Below are 19200 nucleotides of genomic sequence, written 5' to 3' on the forward strand. Positions count from 1 at the left end.
TAAAATGTGAATAAATAGCTATATTCCTTAAAAAAGATGATGCTCTTTAGCCTCATCTTTTTTAAAGATACTATTGTTTAAAGATTGTTACAGTTTTGCAGTTATAAATTGAAATAAAAGTTAAATAAGGGAGGTTTTAAACTGAACTGTTATATAGATTGGTATTAATCACTTAGTTTATGAAATATTGTTTTTGGATGCTGTGAAGATGTGTATCCTGTAACTTTTTTGTTTTTATCCTTTATAAATGTGATCTTATGATTAGCCAGGTTCATAAAAGTATTATTTTGTACATGAAAAATCGGATAGTTTCTATCATCTACTATCGCATAAAGAGCTTTTTCTCTTGGGTTGATTTTTAATTTTACTTTAGCTCCATCCAGATATTCATAAGTTCCGGTGTATGCTTCCAGAATTGTTCTGTCACTATAATTTTTATAAGGATCATCTTCTGATAAAATTACCCCTTCTCCTGGTATCCACTTATCATACTCCATATGGTACGCTATTCTTCGCGCTTCATTAAACCCTTGAAGTTTTGCTACCAAATGTAAGGCACCATCAATACCGGCAGAAATACCAGCTGTGGTGATTACTTGTCCATTATCAACAAATCGGGCGTCTTTTATCACTGTTATATTTGGATAATTAGTTTCTAAGCCATTCAATGCGTTATGAAAAGTGGTTGCTGATTTACCATCAAGAATTCCGGCTTTTGCTAGTGCAAATACTCCTGTACATACAGAGAAATGGTATTCGATGTTTTGTTGTGCTTTTATCCATTCAATTACTTTTGGATCATTAAAAGCACTGGAAGAGTTTCCTCCAAAAAAAGCAAGTATATCTGCATTAGGGCTATTAGCTATACTGTAATCCGGGAGTATTTTCAGGATTCCCTGAGAGATAATAGGTTCTTTGGTTTTAGAAACGGTAAAAACTTCAAAATTTGCATAGGCAAATACTTCCATAGGACCAGCAAAATCTAATACTTCTATACCAGGTTGTAAATAGAAGGCAATTGTCATTTTTTTGTTGGCTAGTTTTTTAAGTTCCTTTTTTGTAGTAAGTTTCATATTACAATGGTGACAGATTCCAGGTTTACTAAATTTTAAAGTGTCGCAACTACTATTGCAAGGAGGACATACATAAATTTCATTAGAAGTTGCTGAAGGTTGTGATATAACCGATATATTGATCAGTAATAGTAATACTAATAACTTTTGCATTGTTTCTTGAGTAATGATTAATTCTTCAAAATTAAATGTCTTTTGAGAATCTTAAAAGGACAAGTGTGCGCAGTATTAGGACAGATATATTATATATATGTGAAGTTAACAGGTAGTACATCTTTATGTTTTTTAAGTAAGGCTCTTAATTGGTTTGTACTTTTTAATCCACATTGGTTGGCAACATAGCTAACTTTATTACCATCGGCCAAAAGATGCATGGCTTTATCTACTCTAAGTTTTTCGAGATAGGCACCAATGGTAATTCCCGTTGTTTTTTTAAAGAGCCGTGTAAGATTACGACTACTCATATGCACATAATCAGCCATATTTTCTAGTGTGAATGAAGTATGGAGGTGTTTTGTCATATAATCTTGGGCATCATGAATCCGAGTGTCCAGATGATTTCGATATTGTAAGAAAATACTCAGTTGAGGATCAGATTCGCTACGACGAAAATATATAACTACTTCTTTGGCTATATCTGTAGCAAACTTAGGGCCATATAATTGCTCGAGAATAAATAAAGAAAGATCAATACCAGAACTGACTCCCGCACTAGAGTACAGACGATTATCTACAACAAATAATCTGTTGTTAACTAGATCAACTTTGTGAAACTTATTAGTGAATTCTTTAAAATATTTCCAGTGTGTTGTGCATTTATGCCCATCTAATAATCCTGATTCTGCAAGTAAAAAACTTCCGGTACATACAGAACAGATATTGACCCCATTAGAATATTGAATATTTAACCAATCCAAAAATGCTTTACTTTTTTGTATAAATTCAGAATCAGAAAGTAATTGAAATTCTATCCCTGGGATAAAAATAAAATCACCCTCTGTTAATTCGAATTTCTCAAAATTAGAAAGCTTAGCAAAATAGAGCCCAGCACTGCTCTCTATTTCCTCTTCATTGTTTATGGTAACAAAATGAAGATCGATACCAGCCCCATATTCTTTGGCTTCATAAAAGATATGTGCTGGACCATTAATGTCTAATAAATGAACTTTGGGTGGTATGACAAAAATGATATTTTTGATAATCTGATTTTAAGCTAAAATACTAATAAATAGTATTCTTTAAAGAGTATTAAATGGGCAAAGAGAAGGTTTTTACGCCTCGTTTTCTTCAATAATTTTATTTTTTAGCTCGATAATTTCTAAAAGGGTTCGTATCTCTTTTTGAATACTATTTCTAACAAATTTAATAAAGATAATAGCACCGATAACATAGGAAGCGTCGATCATTACCATTTGCCATGTGGTAAAGTATAAGCTAAATTCTGGAGTGATCATATAAAAACCAATAGTGTACAATGCTATGATGGTTATCGTGACTGGTCCATGAATACGTTTTCTGAACTTATAAAATGCTATTGTATTATTAGTTGTTTTTAAGACATCGTCTATTACATCGATCTTTTCTGATTTTAAAACACTAATACATTCGATTAGTATTCTTAGTAATAATCCTCCTATCATTAGTGCTACTCCAATTCTACTTAGTATTTCTTTTACCGGAGCTACATAGTAGAAAAAGGCAGATATTCCTATTAATGTGATTGATAGTATTATGATATTTCCGTAGTGAAAACGGATATTAGATTTTTTCTTCGAAGTAATAGACGATAATGTCTCTTCTTGTACTCCAGAATTACTCTCAATATCTTTTTTTCCTTTTTGCCACTTACGTTGCAATTCGTCAAATTCATTACTCATGATCTAATATTTTTTTAAGTCGTTTCTTTATTCTGTGAATTTTTACCCTAACATTGGTGGGCTTAATACCTAAAACATGTGATATAGTTTCATAGTCCTGTCCTTCTAACACCATCATAATGATTAATCTATCCAGTTCTTCTAATTGGCCTATGGCTATATACAATCCTTGTTCTTGATCATCTTTTTGACTTTGTGACTCATCGACCAGTACATGTTCTATTTTATCAAAGGATAATCTCTTTTTCTTTTTTTCTTTTCTTATATATTGCAGGCATGTATTTACCGTGATTCTATACACCCAGGTTTTATGAGTGGATTGCTCTTTAAAGTTATCGAGAGCATTCCAGATATTAATGAATACTTCTTGCGAAAGATCATTAGCCATATCTATATCTCCTTTCATAAAACCGAGACACATTTGCTGAACCATAGGATAGCACTGGCGATATACGGTCTCAAAAAGTTGTTGATTCTTTTTACTCATTTGCCAGGAAAGCGTTTACTGTTGTATAAAACCATTCGGGTTGATCAAACATAATAAAGTGTCTGCTGTTTGAAGCCATCTTGATAGATTTGTTTGCTAAAGTAGCATATTGTTTTTCGTAATTAGATTTTGCAATCTCTACAGAAGGAAATGATGCTCCCAGAATTAAAGTTTTTGCAGTTACCTTGTTTAGAATTTTTCTTAAATCCAGTTTTAATAAATCGGTATATCCATACACATAGGTTTCGCGATCAGCTTCCATAATCCAATTGATTAGAGTATCTACTTTATCTTTATTATTGGTCATGTTTTTTGCCATCATGGTAGCAGTCTGTTTAAACTGTGTATCTTCTGCCTGTAGCATTTGCTTGTTATATGGACTATCGTATTGTATTTGACTTTCTGGTACACCAGGCATCATTAATTCTCGCATACACGGTATAGAATCTACAATAACTAACCTGGTAATTGTATCGGGTAGTGCTGCAGCAAGATCAATAGCTAGATTTCCACCCATACTGTGCCCTATAATTGTTACATTGGTTAGGTTTTTATCTTTGATATATACAATTAACTCTTTTTTAATGGTATCATACCATGGCATTGCAATAGGCGGGTTGCCATTAAAACCAGCGTAGGAAATAAGATGAGCTTCACTTTTTGTAGTTAAATGTTCAACAGTATCGTTCCATATTGATCCGGGAGTGGTAAAACCTGGTAAAAATAATACAGGATTTCCTTGTCCAACTATTTCAGTTTTGATAGCTGATGTTTGACTAAATCCTAAGTTTATAATAATTAGCATTAATAAGGTAATTCTAAATGTTTTCATGTCTTTATTTTTATTGTATTTCTATTTTAATTTTCCCCTTTGATGCAGAAAGTTGTGAATTGTTACACGTGGGATAAAAAAAATAAAAAGAAATACAAAAGACCTGTTAGAACTTAGTCAATAGTTGGTTGATAACGTACAGAGGATATTAGAGTTATTGAATAGAGTATATATATAAAGAGGGATTAATGTTTGGACGAATCGTTAAATTGCCAAAGGACATTTACAATTTTCCATGTACCGTTTATTTTTACAATATGCATATAATCAATCCACTCATCAGCAATAAGTTTTACAGAAGCTGTCTTGTCAAAAACATCTAATATAATAACCTCTTTTTTTGGTTTTTTAGGAAACTTATCTCCGTTACTATTATAAAACTCTGAGAGAATTACCATGAAATCTGTAAACGTTTCTCGAAGATATTCTTTGTTTGTAGCTTTGTTTTTCCAAAAAGTTCTTTTTACCATTCTAGGATGAGCAGCTCGCTCAAACTGCTTAGGGTTTACATTGTGTTGTGCTTCTAGGTAATCCAAAGCTACTTGTTTAATATCCAGAGAATCTTGTTTGGATTGTGCATTTGTTTTATACCCCAATAAACCAATACTAGATACTAAAGCAATTTTAAGTATATATTTCATGATAAAGACCTTTTATTTTTACTTCTAAAAATATAAGATATCTAATAATTAAGTTTGAAAGTTTTCTTAAATGTTAACGAACAATAAGTATTAATTTTTTATTGCTGAGAAGTAAAATATTCTTTTGGAGATGTTCCCATCAATTTTTTGAAAGACTTATTAAATGTCGTTTTAGAATTAAAACCTGCTTCCTGCGCCAGCCCAAAAAAAGTTAAGTTTTTTGCTTTATCTGTTTGTGCTAATTCTACAAATTCTTTAATGCGATGATAATTAATATATTCAAAGAAATTCATACCGATATTTTCGTTCAATAATCGAGCTATTTCCGGACTGCTTACTCCCAGCATTTCAGCAAGTTCTGCTTTTAATAATTTTCTATTGAGATACGGTTTTTTCTCTACCATTAACAGATCTAATTTGGTTTGTAAATGATCTAGATCTGATTTGGATAGCTTGGATTGCGTATATTTTTTTTGAACTCCACTGGGGATAATTTTAAATAGATCAGGAGAAATCATACCATAATAAGCGATAAAAAGAATGATTAAAGCGATACTTAGCCAAATTGCCTCTCTTGCTGTCCTTTCTAGCATTTCAAATCCTAAAATACTAATGAAATACACAATAACCCAGCATAGTAAGCAAATACCAATTGCAATAAGAAAATTAAGGAAAAACTGTGTCTTTACGGTATAACTTAATTCATCGCGTAACCCTTTCCTAAAAGAAAGAAATAATTGTAGACTCATTACCCAATATGTTATATTGAAGAGCAATCCGATGCCTATAAAAATAGTTATGGTACGAAATAATTCTCCGCTTTTAATTCTTGCTCCAATGACTTCGTCTGTAGGAAGCATAAACATAAAAATAACAAAGATGATATAGAAAACCCCAGGGAGGTAGTGTAACAAATCCTGGTACGAAAAGCGTTTGTTTAATAAAGAAGATTTGGTAAACAAGTAAATTGTAGATCCAAATAGAAGTGTTGCGAACTCAGAAAATGCAATCAGCCGAAAGTTTTTACCAAAGATATCAGATATATAAAGTACTCGACCCGATAAACCAATCATAAGAACCAGTACTAAAAAAGCGACATATCCATTAATGTTTTTTCTGTTTTTTGGCGAAAAAAGATAAATGCAGAGTAAAAACAGACTCTGGAAATAACCGAAATATACGAGTTGATTTAAAAGTGTTTGCATAAGAGTGTATTAAGCAGGTTATTTAATAACCTGCTTTTGTTGGTCTAAAATAGTTACTAAATATGAAACTGGTTCACATGTTTCACCGAACTATGATCCATTTTTAGATTTTCTTTATAAAATTGTTCAAAAGCGGCTTTGTTTTTCCAGGAAGTAATAACGAAATAATCTGGATTATAGTTATATCCAAAAGGAGATGCGCCTTCTACAAAATCCACTTGTATTTGACCACCTGCTTTTTTCATTTTTTGTACCCATTCTTTTTTGAACTTTTGAAAAGAAGACTTGTCTTTATGCCAATATGCGGTAACAATATTAAATTTTTCTGGGTTAATGCTAAAAGAAATATCCTGTTTTAATTCGTAATAAGTAAGGTTGAAAGTAGACCAGATATTTCTTCTTTCTTCATGAAAATCAGGCATTGTTTTCTGAATATCGTGTAAAAATTTTTCTCTTCCATTATGTGTATCCCAATATCCCAAGATCATGCTTTCGGGATGATAATTACCTTGAGTCGGGCTTCCTTTTATTGCAATCCCCGGTAAATTATGATATCCCATTTTTTCGGCAACAGGAAATACAGTTTTAAAATAATGCTGTAGTTTTTGTTTAGTATCGGGTTTGGTATTCAGAAATATGATATCAAATACATGCCCTTTTTTTAGAGTGTATGATTTTGTTTTTGATTGCGCATTCAGGGATGCAAAATTAACAGTCAAGAAAAGTGTTAATAACGAGATTTTTAAAAGCTTCATATAGTTCTTCAGTTTTAATTAATGAATTTTTTTACAAGACAAATGTATATGCTATCATCTGAGAAATGAAGAATAATAGGGGACGAAAGGTACAGATACCGTATGTGTACTTTTATTTGAAGATAAAATCGCGAAAATTGGTGGTGTAGAGATGATCCAATTAAAATCTATTAACTCTGGTTACGAAGTATACGCTTAATTAGTATTTGTTTTAGTATTGATTTGATCAACCAAATTACAGATGTATCGATTAAATTCAACATTTCTTGCACCATAACTGGCAAGCCCTATCAATTTTACTTCCTGGTTTTCTTTAGAATTTACTTTTAAGATAAATAGAGAATACCCTTCTTTGGTTCTAAATCTAAGACCATCTTCTTCTTTTATAATTTCATAATTGCTTAAGGCATCAGAATAAGGTGATTTTCTTATTAAAACATAGTTTTCATAAAGAATACAATTTGGGCTTGGCTTAATTTTACTCAAAAGGAAGACTAGAGTAACGATACTAATTATTACCATACTACCTATTATCATGACGATCATCTTTCTTGAGTTTTTATGCATTGTTAACCACGCCTTATGCTATCTAATGTACTAAAAATTATTTTCTTTTTAAGTTCATAATTTGCTTCTTGTTTCAAAAAACACCCCGAAAGTCTACAAATTAGAGCCATTCAGCTAATTAGTTTTTTAGACCTTTTCCTTATTTCTATCTTTTATGAAATCTCAATATATATTAACCCAACTTATTTAAAACGCAAACAATGAAACACAAATTATTATTCGTCATATGCTTACTCTTTACTTTATGTATGTATTCCCAAACATTTATTAGAGATTATAGTAATCCTACAGTAACTTATCAATTAAAAATGGAATTTTTACCACAATCCTGGGGAGATGTTTATCTTGATATAGAAGTGAAAAATACAGGAAACAGTGGTATTAATGCCAGAAATGCGAAAATTCAGTTTTTATCCGATGGTACTCCAAGCTTTGTTAATTTTACACCTAACGGAAGTATTTCGTACCCAACTGTAACTATGACCCACCTACAAGATGGAAATCAATTTATTAATACCTTAAATATAGGGCTTCCTGAAGCATCCTGGGTCGATCATATTTTATCTCCTAATGAAAGTTTTAAACTTAGAATTGATTTTAGAACTGTAACATCAACATACAGTGATCTTGCCGATTCTGTTAGATTTTATACAGAAGATGGAGTTCCTTCTTTATTTACAGACGTAACAACTACAGTAACAGGAAATGATACGAATGCCGTTGTAGTTAACTATAAAAATATGAGTTCTAATGCTCAATCCACAGAAACAATTACTACATCTAAGGTTTCTTCGTTAAGAGTAAATCAGCAATACCAGGTATGGGCAGATAATTTTATTGTAGGGACGACTCAATACACCAGTGCATATTCAGAATTATCACCTTTATCATTCACTCCTTCTGAAACAAATACAGCTATTGCAATAGGGTTTACTAAATCTACTATTCGTACAGAAAATGTAACGGTTAATGTATCTGGGCTTCCTAGCGGAGTTTCTACAGCAATTACACTTAAGAATAATGATACAAACGGTGCAGATAAAAATACGCAGATTGCTAATGGAAGTACTAGCATATCACAGGTTCTCGAAGGAAATTATAGTGTTACAATAGCTGCCTATACCGATAGTGCTAATAACCTAATTTATACTCCGAAATACACTGCAAATCTTACAATAGGTACAGGAAATAGCAATACCCTGGCTGTTTCTTTTACCGCTTCTTCTGTGCATGAGTTTACTGTTAAAGGTTTTCCTAAATACTTATCTCATGGAACTATAACAAATGCAGCGGCTTCTTTTGATGATAATTTTAAGAACTCACCTTTGAGTGTTCTTTTTAAATATTCTGGATTAGATGGCGCAGGGGATAGAGGTAAAATTCCTGATATGACTCCTACAAAGAACACCATCGAGCAAGCGCGAAGATTAGAAAGTAATCAAGGAGGTAGAAAAATACTTCCTGTAATGGTGCATTACACTGCCAATGCTAGTGGAGGAGGGTCTTTGGAAGCAATAAAAGATTTGTCTGAAAATGAGAACCTATATTTTCATTATAGAAATTTGATTCAGGAAATTAAAGTTATGCTTAGCTATGAAGATACAGATCACCCTAATCCCGGAGCTTTTGTAATAAGTCCAGATCTAATAGGTGCTATTCAACAAGATGTCGTTTTTGGAAATGATCATAATATCAGAACGATGAGAGTTGAGGTTAATCAGGATATCAAAAGAGCTTTTGAAGATGAGAATTTAAGTATTACAGGACTTCCTTCTTTTTCTGATAACCTAAAAGGTTATTTTCAATCGGTTAATTTCCTTATCCATCACGTCGGAGAATGTAAAATACCATTTGGATACCAGCAAAATGTGTGGGCTGCTGGTTCTGCCCGTTGGGTGTTTGAAAAAGCAGGAGAGTTTAATGACCCTGTGAGTGAAGCAATAGAAGTAGCAGATTTTATGAATAGCCTTGAGCTATATACAGGAGATTGGAAACCAGACTTTATAGCTTTTGACCGATATGAAAGAGATTGTTTTGGGCCGGCTGCAATACAAAATTATGCATGGACTGCCAGACATTGGGATAAATATCTGATCTTTTGTAAAGAAATAGCAGAACGAGTAGGTAATGTACCTGTTATGCTATGGCAAATCCCTGGTGGGCATATCCCTACTACAGGTGAAAATATTGTTAATTTCGATATTGCTAATCATTCTTCGGGTTCTGCTCCTTATTTTCTTGGAGATAGTAGAATAGGAACAAATCTAAACAAAATTCATCCAGATTTAAAAAATGTATCATTAGCAGCACTTCCTCATTATGATGCAAATACGGTTGGAGCGCTTTTGGCTAAGGATAATGGTTATGATTGGGGAACCTCAAATCTGCAAAGATTAGCAGATATGAATGTTTTTGCAATTTTATGGGGTGGGGGATCTACCACAGGAATAGGTTCTATTGGTACTAATGGAGATGATGACGGATGGTTGGCTGCAAAAATAAGTGAGTATTACAGCAATTCTCCTGTGTATAAAACCGTTGCGATTACACCATATCAAAATGCAGCATATTGCCAGAATGGAGCGAAATCCCTATTGTTACCTAATGAAAATAGTAGAGAGTTACAGGGTATAAAAATATTCCCTAGCCCTGCAAAAAATCAATTACAGATACGTAGCTCTGTTGCTGGACAAGAATTTTTGATAATGGTATTTGATATATATGGTAAGAAAGTAGGTGAATATAAAAACCGAAAAGGGAATAGTATAGATGTATCTAATTTGTCTAAAGGTGCCTATATTATTAAATTATATTCTCTATCTGAAGAAGAAAGCGTCTCTAAAATATTTTACAAAGACTAACACTGTCTGTTTAAAGAATAGATGTTAATTAAATTAGTAACCAAAGCCTGTCAAAAGTATTTGATCATCATATATGATATAAAATATGGATAGGCTTTGGTTTTTACTAAAAAATATTTTTTAAGGAGATAGTTTTGTGCTATTTGTTTCTGGAAATAGAAAAAATGATATTGTCTGGATTGTCACTATCTATTCTATCTTCAATATGATTGAAATCATTTCTTATGAGTAGTTTCTTTGAAGCTTCATTATTTTTATGTGTAAAAGCTTCTATACGATCTAACTCCAAAGTTTTAAATCCATAATCCAGGATACTTATCAGAGCTTCGTTCATGATTCCTTGTTTATAAAAATCTGGATGTAAATCGTAACCTACTTCTGCTATTTTTTTGTCTTCAGAGAAATTCCACAGACAGATAGTACCAATAAGTTCTGGATTATCTTTTACCGTTATTCCCCAAAATAACCAATCTTGCTGATCAATACCCTTATTAATTTTGTTGATGAAATTAATAGCTTCTTCGGTTGTATTTGTTTTAGGTCTTTTTACAAATGTATTAACGATTTCATTAGATCGTAAAAAGAGAATCACTTGATCATCACTTTCTTTTAATTGTCTTAGGAATAATCTTTCGGTTTGTAGTTCTGGAAACATTGTAAATTTCGTTTTTTGAAACTTTTATAAAGGCTAAAAATATTCAAAAGAAATTACATTTTGGTAGCTATTGAATAAAACAGTGATTTTTGCTAAGTTTTAACCTAAAGTATTTAAACAATCATACTCAAGAATTTAATATCACTCGTAATTATTTGAATAAAATAACTAACCCTCCAATTGCTGTCATGATTAAAATAAATTTTCGGTATTGGTGATCTTTAAATTGCTTTACTACTTTAAGTCCAATAATGAATCCTAATACAACTCCCGGAACTAAATATAAATCCACGGTTAACGACTGTGTATTTATGGTATTCCAACTAAAAATATGAAAAGGTAGTTTAAATAGGTTAATTATAAAAAAAAGCCAGGCTGCAGTGCCAATAAACTCATTTTTCGGTATTCGAGTTGCCATAAAAAAGATATTGGTAAAGGCTCCTGCCAGGTTTCCGATCATTGTAGTAAAACCTGCTGCAAATCCAGTACTACCAATAAACCAAAGCTTATTAGGAATGTTTTTCTTATCGTATCGTTCCCAAAAAAACATGATAATAACACTACTAATGATAATCACGGCCATTCCTTTCTTAAATATATATTCAGGAAGATCTTTTCCTACAAAAACAGCTATTAGAACTCCACCAATCATCCATGGGAGAAATTGGAAGAGATATTTCCAACGGGCATGTCGGTTATAATAGAGTACAGCCAAAACGTCTGCAAAAATTAGAAGAGGTAGTAGTATTCCTGTAGATGCTTTTGCACCATGTGCCAATGCCATTAGAGTTACGACCACAATCCCCATTCCTTTGAGCCCCGATTTAGATACACCTAATATAAAAGCAGCGGTAAACGGAATAAGATAAGATGTCATTTTAGAATACTATAGTTCTTTTACATTTACATAAAAATTAGGATCTACAGTAAGCTTATTTCCTTTAACATCTTTTGTCTGCCAATTAGCATTAGGCTTTATCCATTCTGGATTATCATCTATAAAGAGACGTACAGGCATATCAAATTTATCTACGATATTGCTATAACGATATTTTAATTTACCGTCTTTAAAATTATATTCGAGAACGGGTACTTTTATGGTTCTTAGATATTGATCAAAAAACTGAGTTAAATCGATGTCAGTTTCTTTGCTAATATAATCTTCGATCTGCTTTGTTGTCACTGTTTTATGATAAAATGTAGTATTAAGCCCTCTAAGAACAGATCTCCATTTTTCATCATCTTCTATAAGTTGACGTAGTGTGTGTAACATGTTTGATCCCTTAAGATACATATCACTTGACCCTTCATTATTTACATTATATGTACCTATGATTGGAGAATCATTTTGGATTTTTTTTCTGGTACCTATTACATATTCTGCAGCGGCCTTTTTTCCATAATGATAATCAAGAAAAAGACTTTCAGAATATGCTGTGAAACCTTCATGAATCCACATATCTGCAGCATCCTTATAGGTGATATTATTAGCAAACCATTCGTGACCAGATTCATGAATAATAATAAAGTCAAATTTCAATCCCCATCCTGATCCAGAAAGATCATTACCAAGGTATCCATTTATATATTTGTTTCCATAAGTGACAGAGCTTTGATGTTCCATTCCTAGATAAGGTACTTCTACCAGTTTAAAGCTATCTTCATAAAATGGGTAGGGACCAAACCAATGCTCAAAGGCTTTCATCATCTTTGGGGCATCTTTAAATTGTTTTTTTGCTTTTTCCAGGTTGTCCCTTAATACATAATAATCCATATCCAGTTTACCTTTTTCACCTTCATATTGTTCTCCAAAATGTACATAATCTCCGATATTGATATTTACACCATAGTTATTAATTGGATTACTTACGAACCAATGATATGTTTTGGTATCATTGTCATGTCTTTCTGTTTTACGCAATCGGCCATTAGATACATTCATAAGGGCAGATGGTACATTAACACTAATTAGCAAACTATCTACTTCATCATACATATGATCTTTATTAGGCCACCAAACGCTGGCTCCTAATCCCTGACATGAGGAAGCCACAAAATGTTTCCCATTTTGATCTTTTTTCCATGAAATACCACCATCCCATGGTGCCCGAACGGCTTCACGAGGTTTACCACTATAGTATACTTCTATTGCATTTTTGCTATTTTCTTTTTGTGCTGTTGCTAGTGTTATAAAATGAGCATTTCCTTCAGATGTTACTTGTAACGGTTTATTATTCTGAAGTACTTTTTCTATTTTTAAAGGTGGTTGCAGATCGATTTGCATTACGTTATGCTCTTTCAACACTTTATAATGAATTGTATTTTTTCCTGAAATAGTTTTTTTATCTGGATCCACAGCAATATCAAGATGGTAATAGGTTAAATCCCACCAAGCTCTTTCTGGAGTTATTGATCCTCGTAATGAATCTTGCCTTGTAAATTGTGACTCTTGCGCAGATAGTAGAGTAAAGCTTAAAATGCTAAAGACTATAGTATAGAATGTTTTCATCTATGGTGTGTTTATTTCTCGATAATTATACTTAATATCTACCTGTTAGATCAGTAGAATTCGCATAATAATCAATTTTGTATTAGTTTCGAAATTATTAGCAAACTCTTTTTTGTACTTTATCTAAAAGTTTCTGATGGAAATACGACCGGACTCTCATGACCGTTTTTCCCGACAGCGGCTATTCCGAAGAAGAAATTGTCAATTACAATGCCATCTAGAACAAAATTATCTACATTTCCTACAAAACGGCTATGATCCCAGGTGGGAGAAGTCGTATCTCGCCAGTATATTTTGTAACCTTTGATATTAGGATCATTGGCTTTTTTCCATTTAAATTTTGCTGATGGCTCTACAATACCACCTATTTTTACTTCGGATGGGGCAGGAGGAGCCCAGGCAATACTTGCTAAATTTATAGCATTAACTGCGGTAAGTTTTGCAGCATAATCAAAGTTAACATGTTCTACAACATCTCCGTATTTGATTCCGTTTTCTTCACGAATGTTTTGATGTTGTTGTGTGTAATTTTCATGCGCTTCCATAATTCGAATTCCGGCGTAGCCTAAATCATTAAAAGGTCTGTGATGCCCACCACGACCAAAGCGATCTAATCGATAAATCATCATTGGGTTCATCTCTGGCATATAGGTTTTTACATTTTTATGCACATATCGGGCCAATTGACGTGAAATTCCATCGACTTCTCCACCATAAAAACGTCTACGTCTTACCGTTTTTTCGTCATCGGTAAGATTGGTAGGTTCAGAAAATATTCTAAAAGCTCGATTATCGATAACTCCGTCTACTCCTTTAATGTTTCCAATCATATCATTATTAAGGATTCCTATAATGTCCCAGCCTTTGTTTTTAGCGTATTTTGCTAATCCACCACCACCAAAGAGACCTTGTTCTTCTCCAGACAATCCAACATAAATAATACTGTTTTCAAAAGTGTATTTTGATAATACCCTTGCAGCTTCAATGGTTCCTGCCATCCCGCTAGCATTATCATTTGCACCGGGAGCATCGGTAGTAAAATCCATAGTATCACTGGCTCGAGAATCGATATCTCCACTCATAATAATATAACGATTAGGATACTTTGTTCCTTTTTGTACAGCTACTACATTTACCACCCAGGCATCATGAGGTACTCTTGATCCCATATCTTTGGTTACAAAATCTTTTTGATAAAATACATCTAAACAGTTTTTACAATCGGTAGAGATTTTCTCAAATTCTGTTTTGATCCACCTTCGGGCTGCTCCAATACCTCGTGTCTGAGAAATAGTATCACTAAATGTATTACGAGTTCCAAAATTTGCTAATTTTTTGATATCGGTTTCAACTCTATCTGCAGAGACTGCATTGATGATATCATAAATACGTTGATCTGTTTGTGCAGTTAAAATGGTAGATAATAGAAGTAGGGTAGCGGTAAAAAATGTTTTCATTTGTGTGAATTTGATCGCCTAATTTAAAGAAAAGAGCCAAGTAATGATGATCTCTTAACAAATTTATAAGATGTTGATATACATCACTGAATAAAAACAACTTTAGCTATTTTATCATTTTTCACTTCATAAATTGCAATGGCACTATAATGTTGTTTATGGATGGTTAGAAATTCTTCATCAATAACGACATTACCCATAACAATCCTGTTTTTGATTTTGCAATTAAGATCAGGTGTGTTGTTAAAGAAATTGGCATATCCTTCTTTGATTTTCTTATGCCCCTCATATAAGAATTTATAAGGAAAATTGTAGACTTTTATATCTTCGGTATATGTAGCAACAAAAGCATCGATATCTCTTGTGTTATAGGCATCGAGTTGTTTATCAATAATGTTTAAAGTACTTTTTTCGAGATCATTATCATATTGAGGTTTAATAAAAGTTACCTTGGCAATCTTTCCGTTTTTAATTTCATATATAGAAATAACTCTTACTTTTCGATCGTTATAAGTAACATATTCTTCGTCGATTACTTTATTACCAAGTACAATACGATGTTTTATTTCACAAAATAAATTAGGTTGATTCTTAAATTTTTTGTCATAATATGGGCGCATAGCTTCCTTGCCCTTATAACGCACTGTATTTGGATAGTCATAAATTAATACATCGTCATTATATGTAGCTAAAAAAGCATCTATATCTCTGGCATTGTAAGCATCTAATTGTTTTTGAACAATATGTTCGGGAGATATATCTGATACTACAGCAAGCATGTTTCCGGTAGTATTTGTTGCTATTCTTGAAATATTACCAATTTCTTTATCCATAAAAGTATGAAAGATGTTCCAGCCGGCATCTGTTTTTGGATTAAACTTAAAAATCTGGTTTTGTTTTCCCATCAGGATTGTACCATCTGGTAACCAACACAGATCTTCGGATCCTGATATTGTATTTATGATTTTTTTGGTAGCTCCGGTTATAGGATCAATCGATCTAATTTCCCAATTTTTGTTTTCTTTACTGATATAGCTAATTAGGTTTGAATTTGGTATTTTATGCAACGATCTTCCTACTTTTTTTTGAAAAGTATGATTGGTATTCTCTTTTATATTGGATACGACCAATGACATTGCATTATCTTCGAGTACCGATGAAACCAGTATATCCTGATTAAACCAGGTATGATACCCTACTTTAAGTCCTTCTAATAAAACTTTAGACTTTCCAGTTTCATAGTTATAACGATACAGGAGTTGTTTACCATCTTGATCAAGGCGAATGGCAGAAACTTCATTTTTTCCTGGGATTTTAGTAGGGGAGTATTCACTACCATTTTTGGTTTCTGTAATCCAATCTACTTTAGCTTTTTTACTATCATATACAGCTATATCTGTTTGTTTATTACGTGTAGAGGAAAACAAAACCATATTACCGTTAAAGATAGAAGGTTGATTATCATATCCTTTGTTGTTAGATATGTTTCTTTGGTTGTTAAGTTTGATTGTTTCTCCTTTTTTGATGATATCAAAAAGATATACCTCGGTATCGGTTTGTGAGAAAGTAGGGATTGCAGCGAGTACTACTAAAAGAACAATTGCGTGTTTCATTGTTTTTGTTTTCTAAAATACATTGAAATATTGACGTTATTCTTAAGTAAATGTTAATGAACTCGTTTATACTTTTTTGATTTGCTAAAAAAATGTTGTTTTCGGCCCTGTTTTTGCCTTTTTTCTTTCTGTAGTTATGCTATGCAATTTAATCTCGAGTGCTCGGGGTAACAGAACTAAAAAAAGACTTATTTTTTATTTAAAACCCAAAAATTGAATGAGTTTAATGTAAGAATGATATCTATACTTGGTATTTAGAAAAAATAAAATTAATCAAAAAACCCAGAGCAAATGCTCCGGGTTTTCGAAAGTTGAGTTAGAAAGGCTATTGAGGGAACAATAGTTTATTGTGTATATTGTTGATAAGATTAGATTCCATACACGGAGAATCTAAACGTAAGTTGAGTATTTATTTTATGGATTACGCCAGAAAGTATACACTCTTAATGTAGGATCTGCCGCGCTGGTAAATGTTCCTGCTTTATTTGAGAAATTCTGGAAATTACCAGTTGTTTCATAATAAAGCCCCTCAGGATTACCAAAAAAGTCTAATAATGGCTGAGCAAAAGGTTGGAAGAACGCAAAGTTACCAAAAGTATCAGGCTCGTTCACTCCAACAAATGTCAGTACTAGTTTCTTATCTACTATTGATGATGTATAGTCGTAGATACCCCAGAATAAAGCATTATCTGTTGTTCTTCTAAAACCTATCCAAATTTGAGTATCTCTAGCATCACCGGTACGAGTTGATCTCAATTCTAATCGATCAAATATGAAGATACCGAGACCACCATTTGCAAGGTTGGTAGTAACTTGTTCTGTCAATGCTTGAAATGCAAGAGAAGTTCTAGTATCAGGAGGAAATACTCTTGGAATATATACAAAATCTGTGAATTCAGTTCCGATATCAAAAATATCATTATTAATAAATGGAGGTTGATTAATAAATCCAATTGTCGCTTTATTTCCATCTACTTCAGAAATATAAGATTCTGATACAGTATCAAAAACAAAGTTCTCGTATGTATTTCCGCCTATTTCTATTGCAGGGCTAACAACAAGTCCTTCTGGTGTATATGCTATACCGTAAGCGACTTCTGTAACCGTACCATCGTCAGCTTGGTTTTGAGAATTAGCAAAAAGACGTAAACTATCATAGTTAAACGTATAAAATGTTTTACCAGAACCATCTTCGATAGTTAACCCCTGAAAAACTGAAGTAGTAATTGTTGGTAAAAGACTAGCTCTTCTTCCCAAAGAAATATTAACATTATCCCATTCTGTTGCAGTTACAGGTTCGAAAACTAAAATTGCATCGTGTCGAGGTTCTTTAAATGTAATTTTTCCACCTTCATTTTTAATATACTGGAAATTTGAATTTCCTTCAAATCCAGATCCGATAAGACCTTGGATATTACTATCCGATACCTTATGAATGTGATTACGCGAAGAAAAAACTAATTCTGTAGTAGATCCCATCTTAACTTCATATCTACTAGAAGTAATTGCGGTTTCGGTATCAAAATCAGAAGTCATCTCTACGGTACCATTACTATTAAATTTCATATAAAAAGTAAATCCACCATATTCATCATTCTTCGTAAAATAAACAGCTTTATATCCATCAGGAGATGCCAAAAGTAAATTTTGAAGTTCTGTTACACGCTGATCAATTCTACTACTTGGTGTTCCTTCGAATAATACCTCATTGTCATCATTGCTACAAGAGAAAAAAATCAGTAGTAATGACCAAAACCATATTTTATTTAATGCTTTTATAACCATTTTCTTTATTTTATTAATTAACAATGTCTAAGGTATTTTGATTTACCAATTCTTGCAGCTCATATAAGTCAATGTTAAATTCATCACTAAAATATTTAACAACAAATTGCTCTTTCGTTCTTATAGAAGCTTTGCCTTCTGCACTTGTAATACCATCAACAATGGCATCAAATTCAGTTTTTGAAGTGGTTAGCATAGTTGCTACCATTTCTGCAAAATCCTCTGTATCCGAACTTGAAGCGTAATCAGTTATATACCCTAATTCTCTGGCTTCTGCTATACTTCGGTTAAACCATTGAGCTGTATAATTCTGAGGGTTTACTTGCCCATAATCAGGGTCATATGGTTTAGTTTGATTTAAAATATGTGCATATTCATGCTGGATAGTTTTAAAGTATCTTCTAGTAAGCGTAAGATCTGTTAAATCTAATTGATCAACATTAAATAGTGTAATTTTGGTTCCTGCTTCTGCAATACCTAGAGTAATTGTTCCCGTTTGATTAAAATTGAAACCACCAACGAGAGTGAATTGTCTTGGAGAAATATTTTTAATAAAGTCTTCTCCTCCCAATTGTGTATACGGATCTATCCATACAGCTTTAACAACTTCTAATAGTGGTTGAACGTTTTCTTCTGTAGGAGGGTACAAAAATCTATTTAGATCCACTTCATTTTCATTCCACTTATATTGGATATTTATGTTATAAGGGGAAACAAAATTTTCTTTTATCCAAGAATCAAGACTAGATAACTGTGGAGCTTCTGTATTGATTTGAGAAGGCCCAACACTATCACCTTTGTCGCAATTTATAACTATTACTGTGATTGCAACTATGGTTATCCATTTTATTATTTTTTTCATAATTATGTATTCTTAAAATTA

Annotated in this window: 17 protein-coding genes; 1 reads left to right on the plus strand and 16 read right to left on the minus strand. The window is 32.5% G+C overall.

The window, feature by feature from the left end; translation table 11 throughout:
- Positions 1–164 precede the first annotated feature (164 nt).
- The 9 genes from DK441_RS20250 to DK441_RS20290 all read right to left on the minus strand — a co-directional run bounded on the left by DK441_RS20250 (position 165) and on the right by DK441_RS20290 (position 7416).
- Positions 165–1226 carry a DJ-1/PfpI family protein gene (locus DK441_RS20250; RefSeq protein WP_109852295.1) on the minus strand — a complete coding sequence of 354 codons (1062 nt, stop codon included), beginning with the start codon at positions 1224–1226 and terminating at the stop codon, positions 165–167.
- A gap of 89 nt (positions 1227–1315) precedes the next feature.
- On the minus strand, positions 1316–2275 hold the full coding sequence (locus tag DK441_RS20255; protein WP_370444341.1) for a GlxA family transcriptional regulator: 960 nt from the start codon (positions 2273–2275) through the stop codon (positions 1316–1318).
- Positions 2276–2344: 69 nt separating this feature from the next.
- Positions 2345–2950 (minus strand): hypothetical protein, encoded by a 606-nt coding sequence (locus DK441_RS20260; RefSeq protein ID WP_109852297.1) that lies wholly within the window; start codon positions 2948–2950, stop codon positions 2345–2347.
- Positions 2943–3437, minus strand: a complete 495-nt coding sequence (locus tag DK441_RS20265) for an RNA polymerase sigma factor (RefSeq protein ID WP_109852298.1) — start codon at positions 3435–3437, stop codon at positions 2943–2945. Before DK441_RS20265 ends, DK441_RS20260 begins: the two co-directional genes overlap by 8 nt.
- Positions 3430–4269: an alpha/beta fold hydrolase gene (locus tag DK441_RS20270; protein ID WP_109852299.1), complete on the minus strand. Its 840-nt coding sequence runs from the start codon at positions 4267–4269 to the stop codon at positions 3430–3432. The genes DK441_RS20265 and DK441_RS20270 overlap by 8 nt, the downstream gene beginning before the upstream one ends.
- Before the next feature lie 185 nt (positions 4270–4454).
- Complete coding sequence (locus tag DK441_RS20275) at positions 4455–4910, minus strand: nuclear transport factor 2 family protein (RefSeq protein ID WP_109852300.1); 456 nt, start codon at positions 4908–4910, stop codon at positions 4455–4457.
- Between the two features lie 98 nt (positions 4911–5008).
- Positions 5009–6115 (minus strand): helix-turn-helix domain-containing protein, encoded by a 1107-nt coding sequence (locus tag DK441_RS20280; RefSeq protein ID WP_109852301.1) that lies wholly within the window; start codon positions 6113–6115, stop codon positions 5009–5011.
- Between the two features lie 56 nt (positions 6116–6171).
- Positions 6172–6870, minus strand: a complete 699-nt coding sequence (locus DK441_RS20285) for a hypothetical protein (RefSeq protein ID WP_160112195.1) — start codon at positions 6868–6870, stop codon at positions 6172–6174.
- Positions 6871–7065: 195 nt separating this feature from the next.
- Positions 7066–7416 (minus strand): hypothetical protein, encoded by a 351-nt coding sequence (locus DK441_RS20290; protein WP_160112196.1) that lies wholly within the window; start codon positions 7414–7416, stop codon positions 7066–7068.
- Positions 7417–7637: 221 nt separating this feature from the next.
- Here DK441_RS20290 and DK441_RS20295 point away from each other — a divergent pair, with 221 nt between their 5' ends.
- Positions 7638–10298 (plus strand): T9SS type A sorting domain-containing protein, encoded by a 2661-nt coding sequence (locus tag DK441_RS20295; RefSeq protein ID WP_160112197.1) that lies wholly within the window; start codon positions 7638–7640, stop codon positions 10296–10298.
- A gap of 139 nt (positions 10299–10437) precedes the next feature.
- Here the strand turns inward: DK441_RS20295 and DK441_RS20300 are convergent, their stop codons facing one another.
- From DK441_RS20300 to DK441_RS20330, 7 genes are all read right to left on the minus strand, one after another.
- Positions 10438–10953, minus strand: a complete 516-nt coding sequence (locus DK441_RS20300; RefSeq protein ID WP_109852305.1) for a GNAT family N-acetyltransferase — start codon at positions 10951–10953, stop codon at positions 10438–10440.
- A gap of 151 nt (positions 10954–11104) precedes the next feature.
- Complete coding sequence (locus DK441_RS20305) at positions 11105–11830, minus strand: sulfite exporter TauE/SafE family protein (protein ID WP_109852306.1); 726 nt, start codon at positions 11828–11830, stop codon at positions 11105–11107.
- A gap of 9 nt (positions 11831–11839) precedes the next feature.
- Complete coding sequence (locus tag DK441_RS20310) at positions 11840–13462, minus strand: M1 family metallopeptidase (protein WP_109852307.1); 1623 nt, start codon at positions 13460–13462, stop codon at positions 11840–11842.
- Between the two features lie 119 nt (positions 13463–13581).
- Positions 13582–14919 (minus strand): M28 family peptidase, encoded by a 1338-nt coding sequence (locus DK441_RS20315; protein WP_109852308.1) that lies wholly within the window; start codon positions 14917–14919, stop codon positions 13582–13584.
- A gap of 83 nt (positions 14920–15002) precedes the next feature.
- Positions 15003–16532 (minus strand): nuclear transport factor 2 family protein, encoded by a 1530-nt coding sequence (locus tag DK441_RS26935; protein WP_200822875.1) that lies wholly within the window; start codon positions 16530–16532, stop codon positions 15003–15005.
- Positions 16533–16946: 414 nt separating this feature from the next.
- A complete protein-coding gene (locus DK441_RS20325; RefSeq protein WP_160112198.1) occupies positions 16947–18317 on the minus strand; it encodes a DUF4302 domain-containing protein in 1371 nt (456 codons plus the stop codon).
- 13 nt (positions 18318–18330) lie between these two features.
- A complete protein-coding gene (locus tag DK441_RS20330; protein WP_109852310.1) occupies positions 18331–19179 on the minus strand; it encodes a putative zinc-binding metallopeptidase in 849 nt (282 codons plus the stop codon).
- Positions 19180–19200: the final 21 nt, after the last annotated feature.

The sequence above is a fragment of the Aquimarina sp. AU58 genome (genome assembly GCF_900312745.1).
GTDB classification, from domain to species: domain Bacteria; phylum Bacteroidota; class Bacteroidia; order Flavobacteriales; family Flavobacteriaceae; genus Aquimarina; species Aquimarina spinulae.